The 22,346-nt window shown below is 40.0% G+C and carries 18 protein-coding genes and 2 pseudogenes; 1 reads left to right on the top strand and 19 read right to left on the bottom strand.

The window, feature by feature from the left end; translation table 11 throughout:
* The 11 genes and pseudogenes from B6K08_RS13155 to B6K08_RS13105 all read right to left on the bottom strand — a co-directional run.
* Positions 1–215 (bottom strand): annotated as a pseudogene (locus B6K08_RS13155) (hypothetical protein); the annotation flags it as partial.
* Between the two features lie 282 nt (positions 216–497).
* Complete coding sequence (locus B6K08_RS13150; protein WP_052212027.1) at positions 498–1,670, bottom strand: MFS transporter; 1,173 nt, start codon at positions 1,668–1,670, stop codon at positions 498–500.
* A gap of 32 nt (positions 1,671–1,702) precedes the next feature.
* Complete coding sequence (locus B6K08_RS13145) at positions 1,703–5,110, bottom strand: DNA polymerase III subunit alpha (protein WP_039207220.1); 3,408 nt, start codon at positions 5,108–5,110, stop codon at positions 1,703–1,705.
* 329 nt (positions 5,111–5,439) lie between these two features.
* Positions 5,440–7,491 carry an AAA family ATPase gene (locus B6K08_RS13140; RefSeq protein ID WP_052212031.1) on the bottom strand — a complete coding sequence of 684 codons (2,052 nt, stop codon included), beginning with the start codon at positions 7,489–7,491 and terminating at the stop codon, positions 5,440–5,442.
* A 159-nt stretch (positions 7,492–7,650) separates the two neighbouring features.
* The gene (locus tag B6K08_RS13135; RefSeq protein ID WP_039207212.1) at positions 7,651–8,238 is read right to left on the bottom strand and encodes an HD domain-containing protein; all 588 of its coding nucleotides are present in this window, start codon (positions 8,236–8,238) and stop codon (positions 7,651–7,653) included.
* Between the two features lie 226 nt (positions 8,239–8,464).
* On the bottom strand, positions 8,465–8,785 hold the full coding sequence (locus B6K08_RS13130) for a type II toxin-antitoxin system RelE/ParE family toxin (protein ID WP_037329620.1): 321 nt from the start codon (positions 8,783–8,785) through the stop codon (positions 8,465–8,467).
* Entirely contained in the window at positions 8,782–9,054 is a 273-nt protein-coding gene (locus tag B6K08_RS13125) for a hypothetical protein (protein ID WP_027396088.1), read from the bottom strand. Before B6K08_RS13125 ends, B6K08_RS13130 begins: the two co-directional genes overlap by 4 nt.
* A 129-nt stretch (positions 9,055–9,183) precedes the next feature.
* Complete coding sequence (locus B6K08_RS13120; RefSeq protein WP_159446795.1) at positions 9,184–9,966, bottom strand: pentapeptide repeat-containing protein; 783 nt, start codon at positions 9,964–9,966, stop codon at positions 9,184–9,186.
* Positions 9,967–10,103: 137 nt separating this feature from the next.
* Positions 10,104–10,772, bottom strand: coding sequence for a helix-turn-helix domain-containing protein (locus tag B6K08_RS13115; protein ID WP_039207213.1), 669 nt, complete (start codon positions 10,770–10,772; stop codon positions 10,104–10,106).
* Positions 10,750–11,421: a DUF3990 domain-containing protein gene (locus tag B6K08_RS13110; protein ID WP_039207214.1), complete on the bottom strand. Its 672-nt coding sequence runs from the start codon at positions 11,419–11,421 to the stop codon at positions 10,750–10,752. Before B6K08_RS13110 ends, B6K08_RS13115 begins: the two co-directional genes overlap by 23 nt.
* A 171-nt stretch (positions 11,422–11,592) precedes the next feature.
* On the bottom strand, positions 11,593–11,886 hold the full coding sequence (locus tag B6K08_RS13105) for a helix-turn-helix domain-containing protein (protein ID WP_327078484.1): 294 nt from the start codon (positions 11,884–11,886) through the stop codon (positions 11,593–11,595).
* 140 nt (positions 11,887–12,026) lie between these two features.
* Here B6K08_RS13105 and B6K08_RS13100 point away from each other — a divergent pair, with 140 nt between their 5' ends.
* Positions 12,027–12,308: a type II toxin-antitoxin system RelB/DinJ family antitoxin gene (locus B6K08_RS13100; RefSeq protein ID WP_039206524.1), complete on the top strand. Its 282-nt coding sequence runs from the start codon at positions 12,027–12,029 to the stop codon at positions 12,306–12,308.
* Positions 12,309–12,432: 124 nt separating this feature from the next.
* Here B6K08_RS13100 and B6K08_RS13095 read toward each other — a convergent pair whose 3' ends face one another.
* The 8 genes and pseudogenes from B6K08_RS13095 to B6K08_RS13065 all read right to left on the bottom strand — a co-directional run bounded on the left by B6K08_RS13095 (position 12,433) and on the right by B6K08_RS13065 (position 22,241).
* Positions 12,433–13,035, bottom strand: coding sequence for a helix-turn-helix transcriptional regulator (locus B6K08_RS13095; RefSeq protein ID WP_143254937.1), 603 nt, complete (start codon positions 13,033–13,035; stop codon positions 12,433–12,435).
* A gap of 20 nt (positions 13,036–13,055) precedes the next feature.
* A pseudogene (locus B6K08_RS13090) lies at positions 13,056–16,434 on the bottom strand (PolC-type DNA polymerase III).
* A 583-nt stretch (positions 16,435–17,017) separates the two neighbouring features.
* On the bottom strand, positions 17,018–18,652 hold the full coding sequence (locus B6K08_RS13085; RefSeq protein WP_159446794.1) for a PcfJ domain-containing protein: 1,635 nt from the start codon (positions 18,650–18,652) through the stop codon (positions 17,018–17,020).
* Positions 18,653–18,785: 133 nt separating this feature from the next.
* Positions 18,786–19,778, bottom strand: coding sequence for a hypothetical protein (locus tag B6K08_RS13080; protein WP_080326321.1), 993 nt, complete (start codon positions 19,776–19,778; stop codon positions 18,786–18,788).
* A 14-nt stretch (positions 19,779–19,792) separates the two neighbouring features.
* Entirely contained in the window at positions 19,793–20,584 is a 792-nt protein-coding gene (locus B6K08_RS13645; RefSeq protein ID WP_143254936.1) for a hypothetical protein, read from the bottom strand.
* Positions 20,585–20,666: 82 nt separating this feature from the next.
* Positions 20,667–20,795 carry a hypothetical protein gene (locus tag B6K08_RS14245; RefSeq protein ID WP_268761953.1) on the bottom strand — a complete coding sequence of 43 codons (129 nt, stop codon included), beginning with the start codon at positions 20,793–20,795 and terminating at the stop codon, positions 20,667–20,669.
* Between the two features lie 14 nt (positions 20,796–20,809).
* Positions 20,810–21,391, bottom strand: a complete 582-nt coding sequence (locus B6K08_RS13070) for a hypothetical protein (RefSeq protein ID WP_080326320.1) — start codon at positions 21,389–21,391, stop codon at positions 20,810–20,812.
* Positions 21,375–22,241 carry a hypothetical protein gene (locus tag B6K08_RS13065; protein WP_080326319.1) on the bottom strand — a complete coding sequence of 289 codons (867 nt, stop codon included), beginning with the start codon at positions 22,239–22,241 and terminating at the stop codon, positions 21,375–21,377. Before B6K08_RS13065 ends, B6K08_RS13070 begins: the two co-directional genes overlap by 17 nt.
* Between the last annotated feature and the right edge of the window lie 105 nt (positions 22,242–22,346).

Raw genomic sequence — 22,346 nt, 5'->3', positions numbered from 1 at the left:
TCCTCCAGATGGTTGTTTTCCATCAGCTCTGCCACAGCCGAATGAAACATGTCAAATCCCGCCATAGAATTGGAGAACGGGATAGGCTTTCTGGTGAATTCGATCCCCCTCCAGTTGAAAGCCCTGAAGTAGTGTTTTTCACTGCCGACATCGATGCCGACGATCATAGATGTTTCTTTTACTTGCTCGATCTTCTTGTTTTGTGTAGACTTCATTTTGTAGATACCTCTCTTTTCTGTTTATTACTAACTTCTCAGGGTCAGTAATGACAGTTTAGCTGAGGTATCTCTTTTTGTTAAGTTTGACTTATCTGTTGTCTACACTTTGAATTATACAGGAAGCTATTTACTATTTTTCAGCAATAAAAAACTGCAGTGGCAACACTACAGTTTACGCAATAAAAATGCAACTTTTATTTTAATTATTTCTTATTTTATTTAAATCACAGATTATTTTTAATATTATTTGAAATAGTATCTAATAATACATCAAGAACACTAGGCTTCCCTATAGGGAGTAATTATAACCATGGCGATGGACAAAAATACTGGTACTATACTAATCAAAAGAGCGGTTTCTAGGCCAATATAATCCCCCAGTACAGCAGTAACTGCCGCACCAATACTGCCAATACCATAGCAAAGGCCCATCATCATGCCGCTGGCCACCCCGATAAACTGAGGCATCAGATGACCAGTCCACACTATGGAGCTTGGCTGAGGTGCCATCAAAAGGGCCCCAGCTAAAAACAGGGCAATGATAGCTACCATGCTGTCATTTGGCATTAAAAAGAAATAGATAACAGGAGCCAATGATAAAATCAATGAATAGGCCATTACCTTTTTATGATTGGTTCTGTCCCCTATTTCACCGCCAAATAAGCCTCCAAGGGCCGAACCCACCAGAAAAACTCCCAAAAGAGTACCTGACATTACGGGAGATATTCCCTTGCTTTGCATGAGCAGGGGCAGAAAAGTAACCACACATACATGGGTCCAGCACCTAAACCCCATAGCCAAATTCAAACGCACCACATCTATATTCCGCAGAATGCTCTTAAAATCATTTTCCACTGCTTCATCGGATGGCTTTTGACTCCTGGATGGCAGATTCCACAAATTAGTAAAAACGTATGCTGTCGCCAGTAAAACACCAGGAATAATCAACACAGGCAAGCTCTCCAAAGGGTAACGGTCCAAAAAGGCTACCACCAGCACCGGAGCCAAAGCGAAACCAATATTGCCCCCAGCCACATAAAAGGACACGGAACGGCCCATGTTCATCTTGCTGCTGACCTTCCTTAGAAGTGATGTGCCTAAAGGATGATAGGCGGACACTGCCACTCCCAAAAGGGCACACAACAAAAACAATACAGGCTTATTTGGAGCATAGCCAACGACACACATAAACACCCCGGCCAAAGACACCGCATATACCATGGTCTTGCTAAAATTATGCTTATCAAAAAAATAGCCGAAAATAGGCTGTAATAGATTGGAAGTTATGGACAGCACCATCACCAAAAGGCCGCACATGGTAAGGGACATATCCATTCTCACCATGATTATTGGCAAAAGCACCGGAAGAAAATTATTATAGAAATCAACCATGAAGTGGCCCCCAGCCAAGAGAAACACTCCTGTCTTAGGTCCGCATTTTACATCGCCCATTTTATTAACCTCAACTTTCTAGTTACATGGACTTATCTGGTCTTAACACAATCATCCCCAAGAATTTCCTTTAGAAGGAAAATGGCCTCCTCGGATCCGTCTATCCACATGGCCCGCTCTGTTTTAATAACCTTCTTGCGGTCTGAATAATAAATATATACTATATGATCCCCCTGATGAGTAGTTAGTACATCCTTCACTGCCTTGAAGACTGCCTCATTTTCATGGGCAGCACTAATGGCAATGTATATATCTGGCTTATAATCCTTCAGCAGACAAACCCGATCCGCCAAAACCTTTATTCCATCATCAGTAAAGTTTACCTTACCAGCTACCATAACAGCAGAATCAGGCTCCAGGGCATTGACACATTGATAGAAAACCTTTGGGAACACCACCACTTCAATGGAATTGGAGAAATCCTCCATCTCTGCAAAGCACATGGTATCACCCTTTTTCGTGGCAATACGCTTGGCACTTATCACCATGCCACCCAGCTTTACCGCCTTGCCGTCTCTTACTTTACCAGCCAAAATATCACTTATACTGGTGAAACCATTAAGCACATCAGAATACTCATCTAATGGATGGCCTGTAATATAGAAACCGGTGATTTCCTTTTCCCACATGAGCATTGTACTGCGGTCCACCTCAGGAATATCTGGAAGCTTGACCTCAGTAACGTCATTTAAAACCTCATCATCAAAGAGCCCCATCTGTCCTGTGGCCTTGTCCTTTTGTGACACAGCCGCCGCATCCACAGTTTTGGACAACACCTCCAACAGCTGAGACCGCCTTGCGCCAATAGAATCAAAGGCACCACATTTAATAAGGCTCTCAATAACCCGCTTATTAATGGTACTCATATCAATACGAAGGCAAAAATCAGTAAGTGATGTAAACGGTCCTCCATTGCTGCGTTCTTCTTCCAGATTCTGCAAAGCTGCATCACCAACATTTTTTACTGCAGCCAAACCAAAGCGAATGGCATTGCCATCAACACTGAAGTTTACCGAGCTGGCATTTATATCAGGTGGCAGCACTGCAATACCCATACGACGGCACTGCTCAATATATACGCTTACCTTGTCGGTGGTATCCATAACACTGGTAAGCATTGCCGCCATGAATTCCTCTGGATAATTGGCCTTTAAATAAGCTGTCTGCCAGGCCACATAGGCATAAGCCGCACTATGGGACTTATTGAAGCCATAGTCTGCAAAGTGAGTCAGCAAATCAAATATCTTATTGGCCAGGTCAGCATCAATACCATTGCTATCACAGCCCTTAAGGAAATTTTCCTTTTGAGCCATCAAAATAGCCGCTTTTTTCTTACCCATGGCACGACGGAGAAGATCCGCCTGTCCTAAAGTAAATCCAGCCAATACCTGCACTATCTGCATTACCTGCTCCTGATAAAGCACCACGCCAAAGGTTTCCTTGAGAATTGGCTCCAAGAGAGGGTGCATATAGGTAACCTTCTTGGTGCCGTGACGGCCGGCGATAAAATCATCCACCATGCCGCTGCCCAAAGGCCCCGGACGATAAAGGGCCACCAATGGAATAAGGTCAGTAAAGCCTTCTGGCTTAAGCTCCTTAATGATATTGGTCATGCCGCTGGATTCCATCTGGAACACAGCCCCCGTAAAGCCCTTACAGAGCATTTCAGAAGTTTTCTTGTCCACCAAGGGAATGGTTCTTAAATCCACATCCACTCCCCGGTTTTTCTTTATATTTTTAATAGCATCGTCAAGAACTGTAAGGGTGCGAAGGCCCAGGAAATCCATTTTAAGAAGTCCCAGCTCCTCCACATGGTCCTTGTCGTACTGGGTAACCAGTGTGCCGTCAGTCATCATTACAGGAAGATAATCTGTAAGAGGATTACGGGCAATCACGATACCCGCCGCATGAGTTGAGGAATGTCTTGGAAGTCCCTCCACTCCCATGGCAAAATCCAGCAGACGATGAACCTCCTCAGATTCATCATAAAGAGTCTTCAGCTCCTTGGTAGTATCCAAAGCCTTCTGAATGGTTATACCAAGCTCTGAAGGTACCAGCTTGGTAATCTTATTCATCTCGCTGAAAGGCATATTCAGGGCACGGCCCACATCCTTGATAGCCCCCTTGGCAGCTAAAGTACCAAAGGTAACAATCTGGGCCACATGATCCTCACCGTAGCGGCGTTTTACATACTCAATGACCTCTTCACGGCGCACATAACAAAAGTCCACGTCTATATCAGGCATGGTTACACGCTCAGGGTTGAGGAAACGCTCAAAGAGCAGGGAATATTTAAGTGGGTCAATATCCGTAATACCCAGCAAGTAGGCCACAATACTGCCTGCCGCCGAGCCTCGACCCGGACCAACGGGAATATTCTCGCTGCGAGCATAATTTATAAAATCCCATACAATAAGGAAATAGCTGTCAAAGCCCATGGTATGAATAACCCCAAGCTCGTACTCCAGACGATCACGGACTTCCTTGGTTTCCTCAGGATAATGGGATGGAAGATTATCCTCACACAGCTTTCTCAGATATTGCTCGTCCGTCATCCCCTCCGGCAATGGGAACAGTGGCAAATGGCGATTTTCAAAATCAAACTCCACATGACAGCGCTCAGCAATTTTTACCGTATTTGACATAGCCTCAGGGTATTCAGGGAAAAGCTGGGCCATTTCATCAGGGCTCTTAAGATAGAACTCCTGACCAAAAAACTTCATGCGGCTGGGATCATCCACGGTTTTGCTCATCTGAATACAGAGAAGAATATCGTGGAACTCACTGGCCTCACGGGTCAGATAATGGGCATCATTTGTAGCCACCAAACCGATATTGTACTTTTGGGCAAGCTCAATAAGTCCCTTGTTGGCCTTAACCTCCTGCTCCATGCCGTGGTACTGAATTTCAATAAAGAAATTATCCCGGCCAAAAATCTCCAGATAATCCTGCAAGGACTTTTCCGCCCTGTCCATATCGCCACGGAGAATCCAGGAAGGAATTTCCCCCGCAATGCAGGCGCTAAGGCAAATAATGCCATCATGATACTGACGCAGCAGTTCTTTGTCTATACGGGGCTTGTAATACATGCCCTCAATATTGGCCTTGGAAACCAGCTGCACCAGATTCTTGTAGCCAGTTTCATTTTCAGCCAGCAAAATAAGGTGATAGTACTTTGTACCATCCACCTCAAAATTCTCCCGACGATCCCGGGGAGCCATATAAACCTCACAGCCAATAACGGGATTTATCCCCTCCGCCTTGGCAGCCTTATAAAAATCAATAACACCAAACATATTGCCATGGTCAGTAATGGCCAGGTGCTTCATTCCCAGCTCCTTGGCCCGCTTCACCAATGGCTTTATTCTGTTTGCCCCATCCAGCAGGCTGTACTCAGTATGAACATGCAAATGGGCAAAGGGTATATTATTTTCAAGCATACTTTCTTCCACGCTTAATCCTCCACAGTTTTACTTATCTTTTAATTATAACCTAATTGCTCAAATTTTTCCTTATGTAAGGAAAAATATTCCCAGTTCCCTAGTCCAAAAGTAATACATTTACTATTGATTTTATAATAACAAAAGGCATGTGCGAAATATTGCACATGCCCAAGTTTATGAGGAATAAATTTCTCAATCCATGAAACCTGTCTTATCATTTCATTATTTAATTTTTTGGAGTTATCACTTATGACCTTGAAATCATCTAAATGATAACTAAAATATAAACTTTATTTTTTTGCTCTATGAGAACAATTTCTGCTCTATCACACAAACCCGATTGCACTCTTCGGCTTTTTGTACATCTTTTCTGCATTTACAGAAAAATCCTCTGCCGTAAGAGAAATTAAATCCTTGCGGCTTAACTTTTTGCCATTGAATTCTTTTATAAGTCTATCTGACTGCTTCATCATTGCCTGTTCCAAAAGATTTCTGGCAAAACGCCCATTGCCAAATTCCGATTGTCCACAGGCACATTTGAAGATATCCAGACACTTTTCCCTCACCTCATCGTCAATTACATACCCCTTATTTTTTACCATAAGCTCAAGAATTTGAAGCATCTCCTCAGCATTATAGTCAGGAAAATCCAAATGAAAAGCGATACGGCTTCTCAGCCCTTCATTTTCCGACAAAAAATGCTCCATTTTATCGGGATACCCAGCGAAAATAACGATGACATTATCCCTTCTGTTCTCCATTTCCTGAACAATAGTATTTATGGCCTCCGCCCCAAAGGAATTTGTATCATCCACTAATGCATAGGCCTCATCAATGAATAATATACCTCCCACGGCTTCACGGAATTTTTTCTGTACGATTTGAGCAGTCCAGCCCACATATTTGCCTACCAGGTCAGCACGGCCACATTCCACAAAATGCCCCGTTTCCAGTACACCTTCCTGTTTTAAAATTTCCGCCATAAGACGAGCAACCGTGGTTTTGGCACTACCCGGATTACCGGTAAAAAGCATGTGCTGGGATACATTGTAGTTATCCAACCCCATTTTGCTTCTGGACTGTCTAATTTTGGCAGTATTAATAATTTGGTCCACCAATGCCTTTATATTCACAAGCCCCACCATATTCTTAAGTTCTTCATAAGGCTTGTTTCCTTTCTTCTTTTCTTTGATAGCAACCTTTTCAACAGCCTTATATGCTTTGTAAGCCTTGCTTTTCAGCCCATTACTGAACCATTTATTATAAGTTTTATATACTTCAGTTGCCGTAAAGGTCTTAGTTTGGGATGGTAATGCCCTTTCCAATTCTTCCCGGGATGCCTTGAACTGTGATTTTGTTGTAAGCTTTTCCAAGTAATTGACGGCCTGTTCCTTATCTCCCCGTCCTTCACAGATTTCTATCAAGTGTATATCTTCCTGGACAGACGCAATAAGACCTTTGCTAAACCCAGGATTTTCAGAAATCTGCACCAAAAAGCAAAGTGTATAAAGCTGGTTATCCATCACTGACTTTGCAATAAAATCCACTACCTCCCGATAAGCCGAAGCATACACTCCATGATCTTCATCAGTACCACTCATATCAATAGCCACAGCCGAGCCTCTGCCCGTTTTAAACATTTGCTGAAATTCTTCATCATCACAGCAGTGCTCACTGATGTTATTAACATAGCTCACCCGTCCACCCAGAAGCCGCTTATTTGCCTTCAATGCAAAAACAAGAAGGCTAATAATATCATTAGCAGCCTGTACTGTGCCAGCTTTAATAACATAATGCACGGGATTACCATAATATTTCTTTTCATTCTGGCGGGAATAAATTCTGTCAATCTCCTCCAACAGACTTTGATCAGCCATAATTTCATCAGCAAGGCTTTTAATTTTTCTTTTTGTGATGTTCTCCTGCCGATATACATGTTCTTGAACACGAAACCGTCTGTTTTCAAAGTAATCAAGCCCCAGCTTATTTACTATATTCCAGCCACTATAAAAGTTCTTGTCATTTGCCTTATCAAGAAGTTTATTAAATTCTTTTACTGAAATCTCGTGAATATTATCCACTACCACCTTTTTAACGGCATAGTTATCCAAAAAGTGATTCTTAAGCCACTTTTCACAGTCCTTTAAAGTAATTTTTTCCAAATTGCAGGCCCAAACTATATCCCAGCGTCCGTATTCACCACTAACAACCGCAACACTCAGGTTGTCATCCAGGCCGCAACAAAACCCAAGATCATCGTTAACATCATTAATAATGCGGACAATTTTTTTATCATCAATTTCCGGATTCAAGGTTTCCTTATCATTATTTCCACACTGCAGGGACTCATATATCAATTCAGCTTTGTAGATAATCATGTTGACCGCCTCCATTTTTAGTAGCCATATTTTTTAAATATCATCTGTTTCTTTTATATGTATTCTACAATGTCTAATGTACAATATTATGTACATTAGATTACGCATATACAAAAATTCCCAGATGATTTTTTCAGCTGGGAATCCACTATTTCTATATCATTTTTTATTCTTTTCCTCCAATACAAACCCACTCCAAGTATCTGCATACTGTAATAGCAATGTCAGTGGTGTTTCATTGGTAGCTACACTTCGGTTATCCTCCACATACTGCCCATCATGATATACAATGGCCTGTACCTCTTCCTCAGTTAGTGGAAATCGTTGTGCCGCCAAATACAGACTCCGCACAGGAACGCTCAAATAAGTAAGGTCACCATTCCAGTAATATGGGTTCTTGTATTTACTATCTGGTGGATTTTTAATGTAGAGAGGATTCCCTGGCATTCCCGTTTTACCCAAATCATGCATAAGAGCAACGATTACACAGCTTTCATCGGAAATTTCCGGAGCAATGGCTGCTTTTATTTTCAGCATGGTTTCCGCCACATTGATACTATGCTCCAATAATCCCTGCTCACAGTTAAGGTGGTATTTGGTAGATGCAGGAGTTGTAAGATATACAGTTTCTTTTTCTACAAATTCCATTAATTTCTCAAACTGCTCCTGCCGTTCTACCACCTTATCTTTCAATGCTTTAAGCCGTTTCATCAGCCCTGCTGTTCTAATATCCTTTTGATCTGTCATTATATTGCACCTCCGTAATGCATTTCTTACATAATTATCTATCCTGGGTTATAATATATCAAAATTGATGTACATTATAATGCACATTAAAACTCCCAGATGATTTTATAAAATCTGGGAGTCTGATATTTAAATATTTACATTATAGTTTTTGGGAGCAAATATGTATTTTTTGATTCATCGGCAATTTGTGCCATTTTGGCACAAACTGAATTTTTATCTTTATTCAATCTTCTGCATCCCCAAACAAAATTTTCATGAAATCACGCTTGGCCATTATTATTCTCACGACCTCAATATTATTACCCCGAACCCGGTAAAAAGCAAAATACTTTTTATAACGCACAGCATAAAATCCTGTAAACAGTCCACGATACTTCACCATTACACCAGAAAAAGGAAATTGTTTCTTATCCGCAATTAATTCTCTAAGCTCATCCACATATTTATCAGCAGTATCATAATCCTTGGAGGCCTCATAAACACCATCCCAGACATCCATCATGTCTCTGGCTGCTTCTGGTGTATACCGCAAAAGATATTTCATTTGCGTCCATGCCTCCTGAGCTTAAGCTGTTTCTCCAATTCTTCTTCAGAAACCCATCCTTCTTCATCGGCTGACCGTAGTCCAGCATTTAACTCACACATAAGCTGAATCATTGCCTCAGCTTTCTGAAAGTTTTCTTCATCCGCCATATCCCTAATACTATAGGCACCGCGCCCATTTCGGGTAAGGTATACCGGACTGCCAACCTCAACTTTTTCCAAAACATTACCATAATTTCGTAAATCCGAAATAGGAGTAATTGTAGGCATACCACCACATCCTTTCACGCTTTATATAAGATGATTATAGCATTAATACGCATATTCTTCCAACTAGTTTCGATAAATTCATCGAACAATTTAGTATGTTCAATATGAAATACATGCACCAAAAAATTGTCATTCTGGCAATTTTATTTTTTTCAATAACTCACACATAGCAATAAATGCCATATATTCCTGCCGCCACGGGTTATCACTCCCATCTGGAACATTCGACGGAAACACGCTATCAAGATATTGCTTAAAACTCTCCAGCGAACCCTCAAAGCTACCTAACTCGTGAAAATAGATTATATCAGCATCAATATTATATGTAATATAAGTTCTTAAGGTGCCAAATGGACCTGCCTGTACAACCCGGTATGGCATATCACTAAAATCAAAATTTGCAGTTTCCACCCGTGCTCCCCGGATATCTAAACCTCTCAGGTCAGTATAATCCAGGTTCGTTCTATTCAAATTTGCTTCCCGAAGGTCTGCCCCCTTTAGATTAGCTCCATACAAGCTGGCCCTATACAATTGGGCTCCATTCAGACGGGCATCACGCAGATCAGCCCTGCCCATATAGGCTCCACGCAGTTCCGCCCCTTCTAGGCTTGCTTCACGCAAATCAGCTCCAATAAGAGTAGCTTCTATCAGGGTAGATTTACTAAGGTTAGCTCCCCTAAGATTGGCATAACGCAAAACAGTACCGCGCATATTGGCTTCACGCAAGTCAGCTCCAGCCAGAATTGCATTATCCAGGTCAGCTATTCTGAGGTCAGCCCCCCGCAGGTTAACTCCACTTAAATCAACTCCACGCAAGCTTTCCTCATATAGGTTGGCTTTTTCTCCACCAGCTTCCCCTCTAAGCCATTTTCCATGACGCTCTATTATTTCCTTCAATTTCTTCTTATTCACAGTAATCGCTCCTTTCCAAAACCAAATCATTTTATTTGGTTTTATTATAGCAAAGGTAATGTACAAAATTTCGCACATTAAAACTCCCAGATGATTTTATTATCACCTGGGAGTGTAACTACTGTATTTTCTTTTATCTATACTACTTCTTCATCATTTTTTAGTGACGGCTCCAACAAATCCTCCATCTGACAATGAAGAGCTTTGCTGAGCTTGTAAAGTGTGATAGCCGAGGTTTTATTAATATCGCGCTGCCCCTGTTCAAAAAGTTGTATTTGCCTTAATGGTACATCTGCTTCTTTAGCCAGCTCTGACTGGGATAATCCGCAATTATCCCGCCTTGCCCGCAATCGGCTCTGAGAATACGCCTTTCCCATAAGCCAATTAATTTGCTCTACAAAATGGGAAATATCCATTTCATGGTACACATAGTACATTCCAATTATCTCTTCCAAAGAAACTACCTTTAGAATATCCCCAAAGGAAATATCTGCATACCACTGATAGTACGCCAATGCCCATCCTGCCCAATATTCCGGTGATTTATCAACATACATAATATCCTCAGTATCAAGATACGAAATATGAACTTCATCCAAAATCTGTCTGGCCAGTTCACATCCATTCATCCCAGCCACATAACGAGGATTTCCTTTGGCAAATTGTCGTGCAGCGACACTTACCATTAACGCCTTACCAAAATCATCCGGCTCAATTTCCAGAGACATAATGGCAAAATCCACAGCATGCCCCAATATATTCTGAGCACTGTTCACATACATTTCATCGTAAGCGCGAATCGCCATTTGTTATCCCTTCCCTCATAATATCCAGCATATAAATCTCTGATACACTATCAGTCTGAGATCTGCTTTTACGATATGACCTTCTGGCCTCCCTGTCCCTGACAGACTTTTTCTCATACCATAGGTTGGCTTCTGCCGGCTCGGCCCCTATAAATTTAATGTGGCTGTAGGCTTTCTCACTTTTTAAAACAATTTGTTCTCCCAGCTTCCCCAACCGCATGGCCTTAGACAGCTTATTTAGAGATATTGTTCCTGCAATAAAATCCTGGGCAAAACTAAAATATGAATCATCTGCCCGATAACCAATAATCACATCATATTTATCAGGATCAATAAAAAAGTTCTGTTGCAGATAATTCTTGGAATCTTCAGCAATACTGCCACTTTGCCAATAGCTGCGATATTTTGTCAACAATGCCAGCCAATTAAGTATATTGTACTCTGATGAATTCAAATTTAAGATGGCCAGTTCCTCCAAGTCCAATTCATAGCGATTGGCAAAGCCATCCGTATTCTTGGCACAGGCCCACTCTTTGGCAAGCTCCAGGCTTTCCGTGGTATAAAAGCCATGACCATAATCATTATTCCGTTTTCCGCCATGAAATACAGGTACTTTAACAATATGATCAGAACCATGGTAGACAATCATACAGCCACCCCCTTGCAATAATTATATCGCTAAAGAGATATACTAACAAGTCTTTAATCTATTTGCTATTACACATTTTTTGCAAAAATCCCAGATGATTTTATACAATCTGGGAGTCTGGTATTTAAATACTTACATTATTGTTTTAGGTTCAAATCAACGCGCTATCCTTTATACTTTGCTTTCCATAGCAAATTCTATTTTCAGGACCCTGCCCATTCCTGCAGCTAAACGTTGCAAAGTTTTAATAGACGGATTAGCTGTGCCCCTTTCCAGCTTGCTTATATCACCTTGGGCAATACCCGTTCTTTTGGATAATTCCTTTTGAGTAATGCCAGTTTCTTTTCTGGCATCAATTAATGCCTGAATTACAGCATGTTCCGGTTGTAATGCTTCATATTCTGCTCGAAATTCAGGATCCTTTAACTGCTCCTGCAAATAATCATCAAATTGTGAACTCATCATAACCCCTCCTTGGCTGATATTTACATTTCGCTTTAATAATATTGATTTTATCCTATATTGTCAATATTAAAGAAAACTTTAATAACATCCCATGTACATATATTTGTCTATATTAATAGTATACTTAAGGAGATGATTTTATGGCTAAGTCAACCAGCACAAATATTAGTATAAGAATGGATGCTGATTTAAAAGCTGCTGCCGAGGAATTATTCGCAGATCTTAGTATGAATATCAGCACTGCTTTCAATATTTTTGTAAGACAGTCATTGCGTGAAGGTCGTATTCCATTCAACATATCACGATCAACCCCTAATGATAAAACCATTGCTGCCATGCTTGAAGCCGACAGAATATCCAAAGCCCCTAGGGTTAAAGGTTATCACGATATTGATGAAATGTTTGAGGATATTTTAGAATGAAGGACCGGAACCCACAGTGATTTATTCAAATAATAATATCACATACAAAACAGATGCATTTTTGCGTCTGTTTTTGCATCTGCAATAAAACGAAAAATATATAATGCTTAGAACATAATGAACCTCATTCTTTATATTTCTCCCACATTCCCTGCACATCTATTTTTATCTGGTCCCTCAGTGTCATTGGAGACAGTATCTCCACATATGGGCCGTACTGGAGCACCCAATGACGAAGGGCTGAATAGTTACATTTGAGCAGCACAATGATACTATCTCCAGATTCTTCCTTTATCAAAAAATTTGTCCCAAACCAGTCCGTCAGTGCCCACATCATGTCAGATGTGGTTTTTATCTCAGCCCAAACACTTTCCCCGCTGAACATATATATTTTTTCCGCCATATGTATGGGACAGCTCAGGGCTTTGTCAAATGCCAAATTATCATTTATATCTCTACTGATTTCTTCAAGGCACTCCACATCAGTCATCTTATCCAGCCGAAAATTAACAATATCATCATATTCTTCAATACTTCCAATCAAGTATAGCTTTTCATTAACAGAAATCACCTTATAAGGACTGACAGTATAGGGCTCCTGCCTTTTAGTATGCAGTTTAAAATCAGTCCCAAGGGCATTGTAAAAAAATCGGATTTTCTTTTTATCCTCTATGGCAGCATTTATAATGTCCTGCCACTCCTGTATTCTATTGTTCCATTTATACATAAAATCACCTTCCGGAATACTCAAAACAGCGTCATCTGGTCACTTTCATCCATGCCATCCAAACAGCCATGCAAACGCAGTGCTTCAATACTTTTTTTATTAATACCAGTTCTTTTTTTAGGTTTTCAATTGATAAAAAAGGACCCTCTGTCCTTTTTTCTACAATGGCCTTGGCATCTACGGCCCCAAGCCCGTTTAGGGTCGTAAATGGTGGCAATACTGCATTTTCCTCCGTAACCATCTGAAAGCGGTTGGCTCCGGATTTATATAAATCCACCTTTTTTACTTTAAAGCCCCGAAGGTACATTTCCCAGGCCAGCTGAAGCACCACATACAAGGCATTATCAGCATCGCTGGGTGAATCCATGGCCTCAATCTCCTCCATTTTCTGCTTCACTGCATCCTTTCCTCTCGTAATAATGTCCGAATCAAAGGCCGCTGCCCTAATGGAAAAATAGGCCGTATAATACGCCAGAGGATAATGAACCTTACAGAAGGCAATTCGATAGGCCATCATAACATAAGCCGTAGCATGGGCTCGTGGGAACAGATACTCTATTTTTTGACAGGATTCAATATACCAGTCTGGTATACTAGCCTTTTTGAGTATTTCCACCACATCTGGGGCAATGCCCCTGTTTTTACGCACATTTTCCATGGTTTTAAAGGCCAATAGTGGATCTACGCCTTTATGTATGAGATACATCATAATATCATCCCTTGCAGAAATAGCATTTTGAAGGGTGCAAGTTCCGGCCTTGATAAGATCTTGGGCATTCCCCAGCCATACATTGGTACCATGTGAAAAGCCAGAAATCCGCACCAAATCTGAAAAGCATTTGGGATGTGTATCATCAATCATCTGGCGGGTAAAGGCAGTACGAAACTCCGGAATTCCAAAGGTACCAGAGTTAGCCCCAACTCTTTCTCAGATATTCCCAATGCTTTTGTGCTACTAAATAAACTAAGAGTTGCAGTATCATCAAAAGGAATTGTCTTCGGATCACGATGAGTCAAATCCTCCAGCATCTTTATTACCGTTGGATCATCATGTCCAAGTATATCCAGCTTTACCAAACGGCTGGATATGGAATGATAATCAAAATGTGTTGTAATTGTACTGCCAGCTTTGTCACCAGCAGGATGTTGCAAGGGAGTAAAGAAATGAACATCCATATCCCTTGGAACTACCATGATACCTGCGGGATGCTGGCCACTGGTTTGTTTAACACCAGTACATGATGCTGCTATTTTCTTTATATATGCTTCATGTTTAGTCTGCCCTTTATCTCGATAATAATTGCGCACAAAAGCGGGAGCTGTTTTGTCCGCAATTGTGCCAATAGAACCAGCTCTAAATACATTATCCTTGCCAAATAGCTCCTCGGTATATCTGTGGGCTACTGGCTGATACTCCCCGGAGAAATTTAAATCAATATCCGGAACCTTATCGCCGTCAAATCCTAGAAATACTGCAAATGGAATATCATGACCATCCTTCACCATATTGGTTCCACAAATACGACATTCCTTATCCGGCAGATCATAGCCACATCCATAGGAACCATCTGTTATAAACTCACTATGCTTGCAGTTCGGACAGCGCCAATGAGGTGGCAGAGGATTTACCTCGGTAATATCCGTCATAGTGGCCACAAAGGAAGAACCTACAGATCCTCTGGAGCCCACCAAATATCCGTCTAGATTTGACTTGCGCACCAGCTTGTGGGCAATGAGATACAAAACAGAAAACCCATGAGCAATAATCGGCTTCAGCTCCTGGTCAATCCGGTCCTGAACTATTTTCGGCAATACATCACCATAAAGGCTTTGGGCCTTGTTGTAGGTCATGGAGGTAATTTCCTCATCTGCCCCTGGAATCATCGGAGAATACAGCTCATCCGGAATAGGCTTAAATTTCTCGCACATTTCTGCAATCCTCCGAGGATTGGTAACAACAGCCTCATAGGCCCCTTCTTCTCCTAGATACTGGAATTCTGCCAGCATTTCCTCCGTGGTTCTTAAATATAGTGGTGGCTGTAAATCCGCATCGGGAAACCCCTTGCCCCTCATGACAATAGCACGATATATCTGATCCTCAGGGTTGAGGAAATGAACATCGCATGTGGCAACAAGGGGCTTGTTCAACTTTCTGGCCAGCTCTGCCACCTTCATGTTTATCTTAATAAGGTCATTGTCATCCTTTATATGATGGAATTTATCTTTTCTTACAAGAAATTCATTGTTGCCGATTGGCTGGATTTCAAGATAATCATAGAATTCAGCTATTTTAAGCAATTCCTCATCACTTTGCTCCGCCACAATTGCCCGAATAAGCTCCCCCGCTTCACATGCTGACCCGATAATAAGTCCTTCCCTATATTCCTGAATCAGCTGCCGTGGCAGTCTTGGCTCTCTATAGAAGAAACGGAGATGTGACAAGGTTATCAGCTTATAGAGATTGCGAAGTCCATTTGGATTTTTTGCCAATATAATAATATGATTGGCATTTTTCAGATCGTAATCATTAGGCACCAAATAGCCTTCCACGCCATAGATAATCTTAATGTCCAGTTTTTCCTTGCCCCAAATTGTATCCATAGCTTCCGGAAAAGCCTGTACCACACCATGATCTGTAATGGCTATGGCGGGCCAACCCCATTTTGCAGCGGTTTTGATCAAGTTTTTAGCTGAAGCAACACCATCCCCGGCACTCATTTTAGTATGGCAATGGAGCTCCACACGCTTTTCTGTTGCATTATCCTGGCGAGATTCCATATCCACCAGTAGTAAGCTATCAACAAATAAAACATTGTCATTGATAAACTTATCGTAGCGCATTCTGCCCCTTAACTTGACAGTACCGCCTGCCTTGACGGCTTTTTTTAAGCGATCCAAAACCTTGGTGAAATCTTCAGGCTTTTTAAAAAAGCTTTTACAAGTCATGCCATCGGTATCATCAGCCACTGATAAAAGAAGCATACTTGATTCCAGAAGCTGTTTCCCATCTACACTGACAATTACCCCCTGAACCACCACATCCTTCTTTTCCCCTTCAAGCTGGGAAATAGGAGTAATGCTGCCAATAATGGCCTCACCAAATATCAATGGACTGTCATCCTTGCCAATCTGAATTTTGCCCCTTTTAGGACGGGATTTTTTGCTACTGTATTTATTTTTTCCGCCTGTATAAGTAGAAGCAGCACCATCTGCTTTGGAGCCGCCCCTCTGGGCTGTTTTGCTTATTGGAGTCCGGGCTGCCTCCAGTGCCTCCTGATATTCCCTGGTGTCATGAAGAGCCTCTTCCACGGATATATTTTCAATTTCCTCATATATGGACTGACACTCTATGGAGATTGGATAGCCTATTATCTTGATCCCCGCTTCGTAGAAGGCCATTGATACATTATTTTCCTCCAGCATGTACTTGCTGAAATCTCCGTTAACCTGCAATATAATTCTGGAATCTTTATAAATGCGATTAGTGCCCAGCAAAATATGACTTATACTTTGATTGTTTCCAGCAACTTGATTTACCAGTTTTTCCCAATTCTGCTCTGCCAATTCTTCCAATGAAATTACAGTCTGATAAATCATAACTTTGGCCAGACTATTCTTTCTTGCAACAAAATCAGCAATCCGATCAATAATGTTCTCTGGAATTTTCTTTCCGGACCATACAACTATTTCCCACATACTGCTATTAAGGGATATTTCAACATGGCGAATGAAGGCACCCTTTAAAAACCTTTCTTCATCTTCATTAAGTTCCATACCCTTAGCCAAATCAGACAGAAGCCTGCTTTTCTGGGGTACTATATAGTACTTTTCCTTCATATAACCGCCTCCAAATCACTGATGATATATTTGGTGGCTATATATTAGCAAAGTGAATGTACAAATAACTGCACATTAAAAAATGAGATTCAAAGTATGAACCTCATTTTCCCATATTATAAAAATGTAAACTACTGGAAATGTCCTACGATACTGCATATACCAGGTTATTCCTGGCGCTCCAGGAAATTACTGTATCAAGCAAATAGCCGCTCAATTTTTTGTTACACATACCGCTGGCCTGAACAACTGCCCCATTGCTCACCTCGATACATGCAAGAAATTTATCCTCCTTTTGTAAACAGTAAATGGTACAATCCTTTCGCAACATTTTATCAACATATATCCTCACACAGTTGTGCAACTTTTCCGAAATATCATATAAGTCTCTACCTGTACGGGCTACCTTGAATATTCCCTCAGGGGTTTCCTCCTCTCTTGCCAATTCTTTTTGGGTCAAGTCAAAAATAATACTGCATTTATCTATCCTTTTTACATTTTGTTCCCTTAACCTGTTACCAATATCATGGGCTTCCTTTGAAATTCCATAACGATATATGGCCTGTGCCAATTCTTGTGGCAGATTGCCATCAGGATAATCAAACTCCAACATCAGAAAGCAATGGTATTTGTACTCATCCATAGACTGCAACAAAACATCGCTTAATATTTCCCCCGTTCTTTTTGCTCCCCATTTTTCCAGCATCCATACTGAATGCCAGTGCCGATTGCTAAATGAGTATTCATTGGCCTTTTTTCTAAAATAAATTTTACCAGTTTTATCTATGCCCAATATGTCAATATCATTATCCATCAGCTTTTGACCAGTCAAAAAATACTGCCAAATATTAATATCATCAATTCCTACTTCTTTTGATAGAAAATAACAAATTGCCAAAGCTGCATAATTGGCATGATAGGCTTTCTTTAGACTCTTGGTTTTGGGTAGCTTTAAATAATCACATACCAAGTCAAAATTGGATTCATTTTTTCTGAGTACCTGACAACCAAAATCATATCCCAGCATATCCACATATAAACCCACATTTACATCCATTGGATATTGGACAAAATATTTTAACAACTTATTACCCGGCATATTATCCGGCACCGTCGGAGAAAAACCAAATTCCTCCGTGGCCAAATCTTTAAGGAAGGTCATTGCCCGCATCACAACAGCTGGGGGAATTTCCAGAGAAAAGTTAAAGCCCTTATCAGTCCAATCATGTTTTACATTGTAATAATTATTATTTGACCGTACCCGACTTTTCTTATTGGGGACAGCGGTATAAGTCCATTTTCCATAATCCAGACGAAGAGTATATTGGTTGTAAATTTTATCAAAGAGCTTATATCTGTGTAACGGAAAGGAAAAATGTATCCCCTCAGCCAGTATATATTTATACTGGTTACTGTTATCTTCCACTTCCCAAGGATGAGCTGTGATTTCCACTTTAAAAGTATCCGCCATAATAATTGCCAGTTTTTGCTCCCTGCAAAGCTGCAGACGCCATCTGGCAACCACATTTGTTTTTCCCCTCGGATCTGTCAACGAGCTGCCCCATTCTAAATAGTGAACTACATCTGAATACTCGAAATCAAAATAAGCCAGCAGATTTTTTTCGGACTGTTTTGACGCAGCAAGTGCTTTATCCTCATCAGTCATAGCACTGGTCACCAGTTCAAAGTTATATTCTTCAATGTCTTTCTTGGCCCAGTCTTCATTTGACTCCATCCAATCCCATTTTTTCCCATCAAAAATATAATAAAACTGATCCATAGTACCGCCTCCCTCGTACAGCTCTAACTTTCTGATTGCTTGAAGCATATCATATACAAGGTGCGTATTTTTGTACATTAAAACTCCCAGATGATTATTTTAATCACCTGGGAGTTTTGACATCAATCCTTATTTACTTATTATCAAACGAACTCTCAAACTCAACATTTTCAGAATCATAGTCCTTAATTTTCATATAGTGCAATTCGAGCTTATCACCTGTACCTGGAATTTCTATCTTCTCTCCAGCATAGCTTGGCTCAGTAGCCCCTTTAGGCATAGCTACGACACAATCTATTATGTAGTTTTCTTTAATCTGGTTCTCCATTCCCCATATTTTCATCCAATCTTTTCCTGCATTGGAATGAATTAGTTCACTAATAAACACAGCATAGGAAATTGCCTGTTTCATAGTATCATCAAAGGATTCATTCTTTTTATTTTCATCCTTTACCTCTATAACCACAAATCTGCTTTCACCTAGTTTAATATTTCGTCTACATAAAATATCAGTCTCACCGCCAGTTTTAGACTGTTCAATTACATTTTTCTTGGCATCACTTGCTTTTAAGGATGTTTTCATATGAATTCTGGAATTAGCATATGATACTGGTTGTATTCCACATAATGTTTTATTAACTGATTTTGTCTTCTCTAACTCTGAAAATAATGCACTCTCCACCATATGTTCTTCTTGTCTTGGCGAGCCCACAGCTTCATTTTTATAAAAAGTTCTAAAAGCTTTTGCTAATTCGCTGGTTGACCAACTTTTATTCTCTATTATCCCCAATCTATAATTAAAACGTTCGCTATTATTTGCTTGTGTTTCATTAACCGACAATCTAGGTTTTCTCTTCCTTGCCCCAACTTTAATTGTTCCAACACTCTGTCCCAAATACCTAAGATCAAAATTAACATGCTTGTCCTTAACATTTCCGATGGTCAAATAAGCATGCAATGGTTTATACACATGAAATGTCTTACGGGCTTTAATAAAAAGGTCTTTATGCTCCATCATATTCTTAGCATAATTTCCATATTGTTCAACCCATTCTTTATGGTTCACCAGCTCTCTTTGAACTTTTTCAACCCATTCTTCATATTCCTTCCTTAGTGCTTCATCCATAAGACTTTTCTCCTTTACTTATTTTTGCGCTCAGCTACCCATTTCATATGAGTATCATGCCATTGGGGACTATATGGCTCCACCGGAATAATATGATGAGGATGGACCATAGGCACTACTTTAATCATTTTTCCAGCTATCTCCATTTCGATGATGGTACCATATCCATTTATTTCTACACACTCCTTAAGATCATTCCAATTATCATTTGTCATCTTTACTACTTTTTTCAAATACTGTTTTATAGGCTTATCTCCAAGCAAAATAAGCCATTCTGCCTGTGATTCCAACAACTCTTTGGTGATTTCCGATACTCGCTCATCATCACAAAACGCTTCCCCTGCTGCTGGTACAGTCACAGGGTTTAAACTATACTTCTTGACCAATGGATTATAATCATTCTTAATTCTGTTCACCTGTTTGGAATTTAACCTGCTCTCTGGCAACAAATCACAAAGCCATGCATCTTCTCTCTTAAAGCCTAATGGAGCTAGTATTTCATTTTCCAAAGCTCTGGCAGATGGGCCATTTAAATTCTCATCTGGTAATTCGAGATGCCCCAGTTCAGAAGGAATCTTGATTTTATCAATAATGGCTTGAGCCTCCTCATTATTACCATCCCAGAAAATTCTTGGTTCACTGGCCACTGCCAAGGACGGACAAACCTGCTTGCCATTCTTATCAACCCATTTTGCATGGACTGCACTGGCGTAGACCCCTAACACAAAAACCTTCTTCGGGTTCCTATCAGCCTGAACTACTGGATGCAAATATTCACCGAAAGGAAACTGATACTCATTGGGCATAAAAATTCCTCCTATTCTCTCGCGCTGTTCAATAATTTTTTTCATCTGTATTATTCTACAGTATATTTAAAACTCCTTTTACCTAAAACCATTCCCGCACATCATCATCTGAGCAAATCAGATATATCAGCCAAAATGGACATTTGGCCAATGATAAGAAAAAGGCGACTTTAATAATAAGTGCCAATATAATTAATATCCATACCAGCATTACCATTTCCTCCTTTACAGTGCAAACATCATTGCAGCCTTAGTTATAACCTTTTCCCACATTCGGTCATCTACCTTTAACACATTTCTTCCCTTTAAAATCATAAGCATGTTATATTTTTTTGATATTGCCAGAGTAAACATTTCACCTGATACCTTGATTCTATAGTATCGTATAGGATACCACTTTAAATCCTTTTTGGTTATCAATTCGTAGGGATAGGTGCCATCCTCATTTTGAGTAGTCATCATCAATACATGTGCCCTAGTTGATGTGTCCAACGGTTTGGAAATGAGGAATTCCCCAAAGGTTGAATAACGGGGTATTGCCCATTTTAGCATTGAATTATATATTGCAGGTACAGTCGAATTATTGGTTATTCCTAAATTAATAAATGCTGCTTTAAGTTGCAAAATTTTTCTTACAGCTTTCCTGTAAAATCCTTCGTGTTGCTCAATCATTGCTGTGGCTTCATTCCGATTTTGCATATAAGCTGGAACATATATTACTTTTTTTAACATATTTTGCTTCACATTTATATATCCATCAAATATACAATAAAATTTAATCTCGTCCATATTACCCACCATTTCCATAATCATACTCCTTGCTGTTCTTAATCAGTGATTCTGCCATTGTTATGAAGGAATATTTTTCAAACAGGTCTTTTGTCAGTAATTTGCCATTCAGTAGCACTATTTTTTCGTTAAGTGAAGGTACATTAAATATCGTTGCTGTATCTCTACCGAACCACATTTTTCTTATTGACGCATTCTGAAGATATAAATCAACATTTGATGAATTGAATAAATCTGCTGTTATCCTTGTTTTTCTGAATTCATCACTGAAAATTCCCAAAGCTTCTTCACCATTTGCAGTTTTTATAAAATTAGTGAAATGATTTGTAATATCCTTGCCTGGCCATAGATTTTCAAATGAAGAAGAAAACTTGCAGGCACTATCCAAAATTTCCTCATCTGAATAATCACTTACAGGAAGATTTAGGAAAACCGTTCTCTTGGTAAATTTAATCTTCATTTTCTCATCATCTTTGATGATAATATCCTTAAATATTTCCTTATTTTTCCCCCTTGTCATAAGAGCAAAATTTAGTTTTTTAACTCTTGGAAATAATCTATACTCCTCATACCAGCTTTCCACCAGATGCCGCCATAAGGAGTTTATTTCATCCAAGTGCAAGTCCTTCCAATCACTTTCTGAAAAAATCTTATTACTAAATGGTTTACAAGAAACTATCATTTTAACTGGAGAAGTTTTCGTATATATGAATTTCAGCCCCAGATATTTAAAATCACTTGCCTCCAGCACACCATGCTTTGATATAAAACTGGAATTGGTCAGGGGATATATTTCCAAAGGGTATTTCTCCGTTGTAAATAAGGCCTTAAACTCTTCCCTGGATAAGAAGCCTTTTACAAATTCCATTTCTAATCACCTCGTATAATAAGTTTTGCTAGCAAGAAATCCGCCTTGTCTACAAAGCTTATTTTTCTTTTACAACTGAATATTCTTTACTAAACTGGATTTCCT

The organism is Anaerovibrio lipolyticus DSM 3074, from assembly GCF_900141865.1.
Classification (GTDB): Bacteria; Bacillota; Negativicutes; order Selenomonadales; family Selenomonadaceae; genus Anaerovibrio; species Anaerovibrio lipolyticus.
The sequence above is the reverse complement of the archived record's forward strand: the minus strand, read 5'-3'. Positions and strand labels throughout refer to the sequence as shown.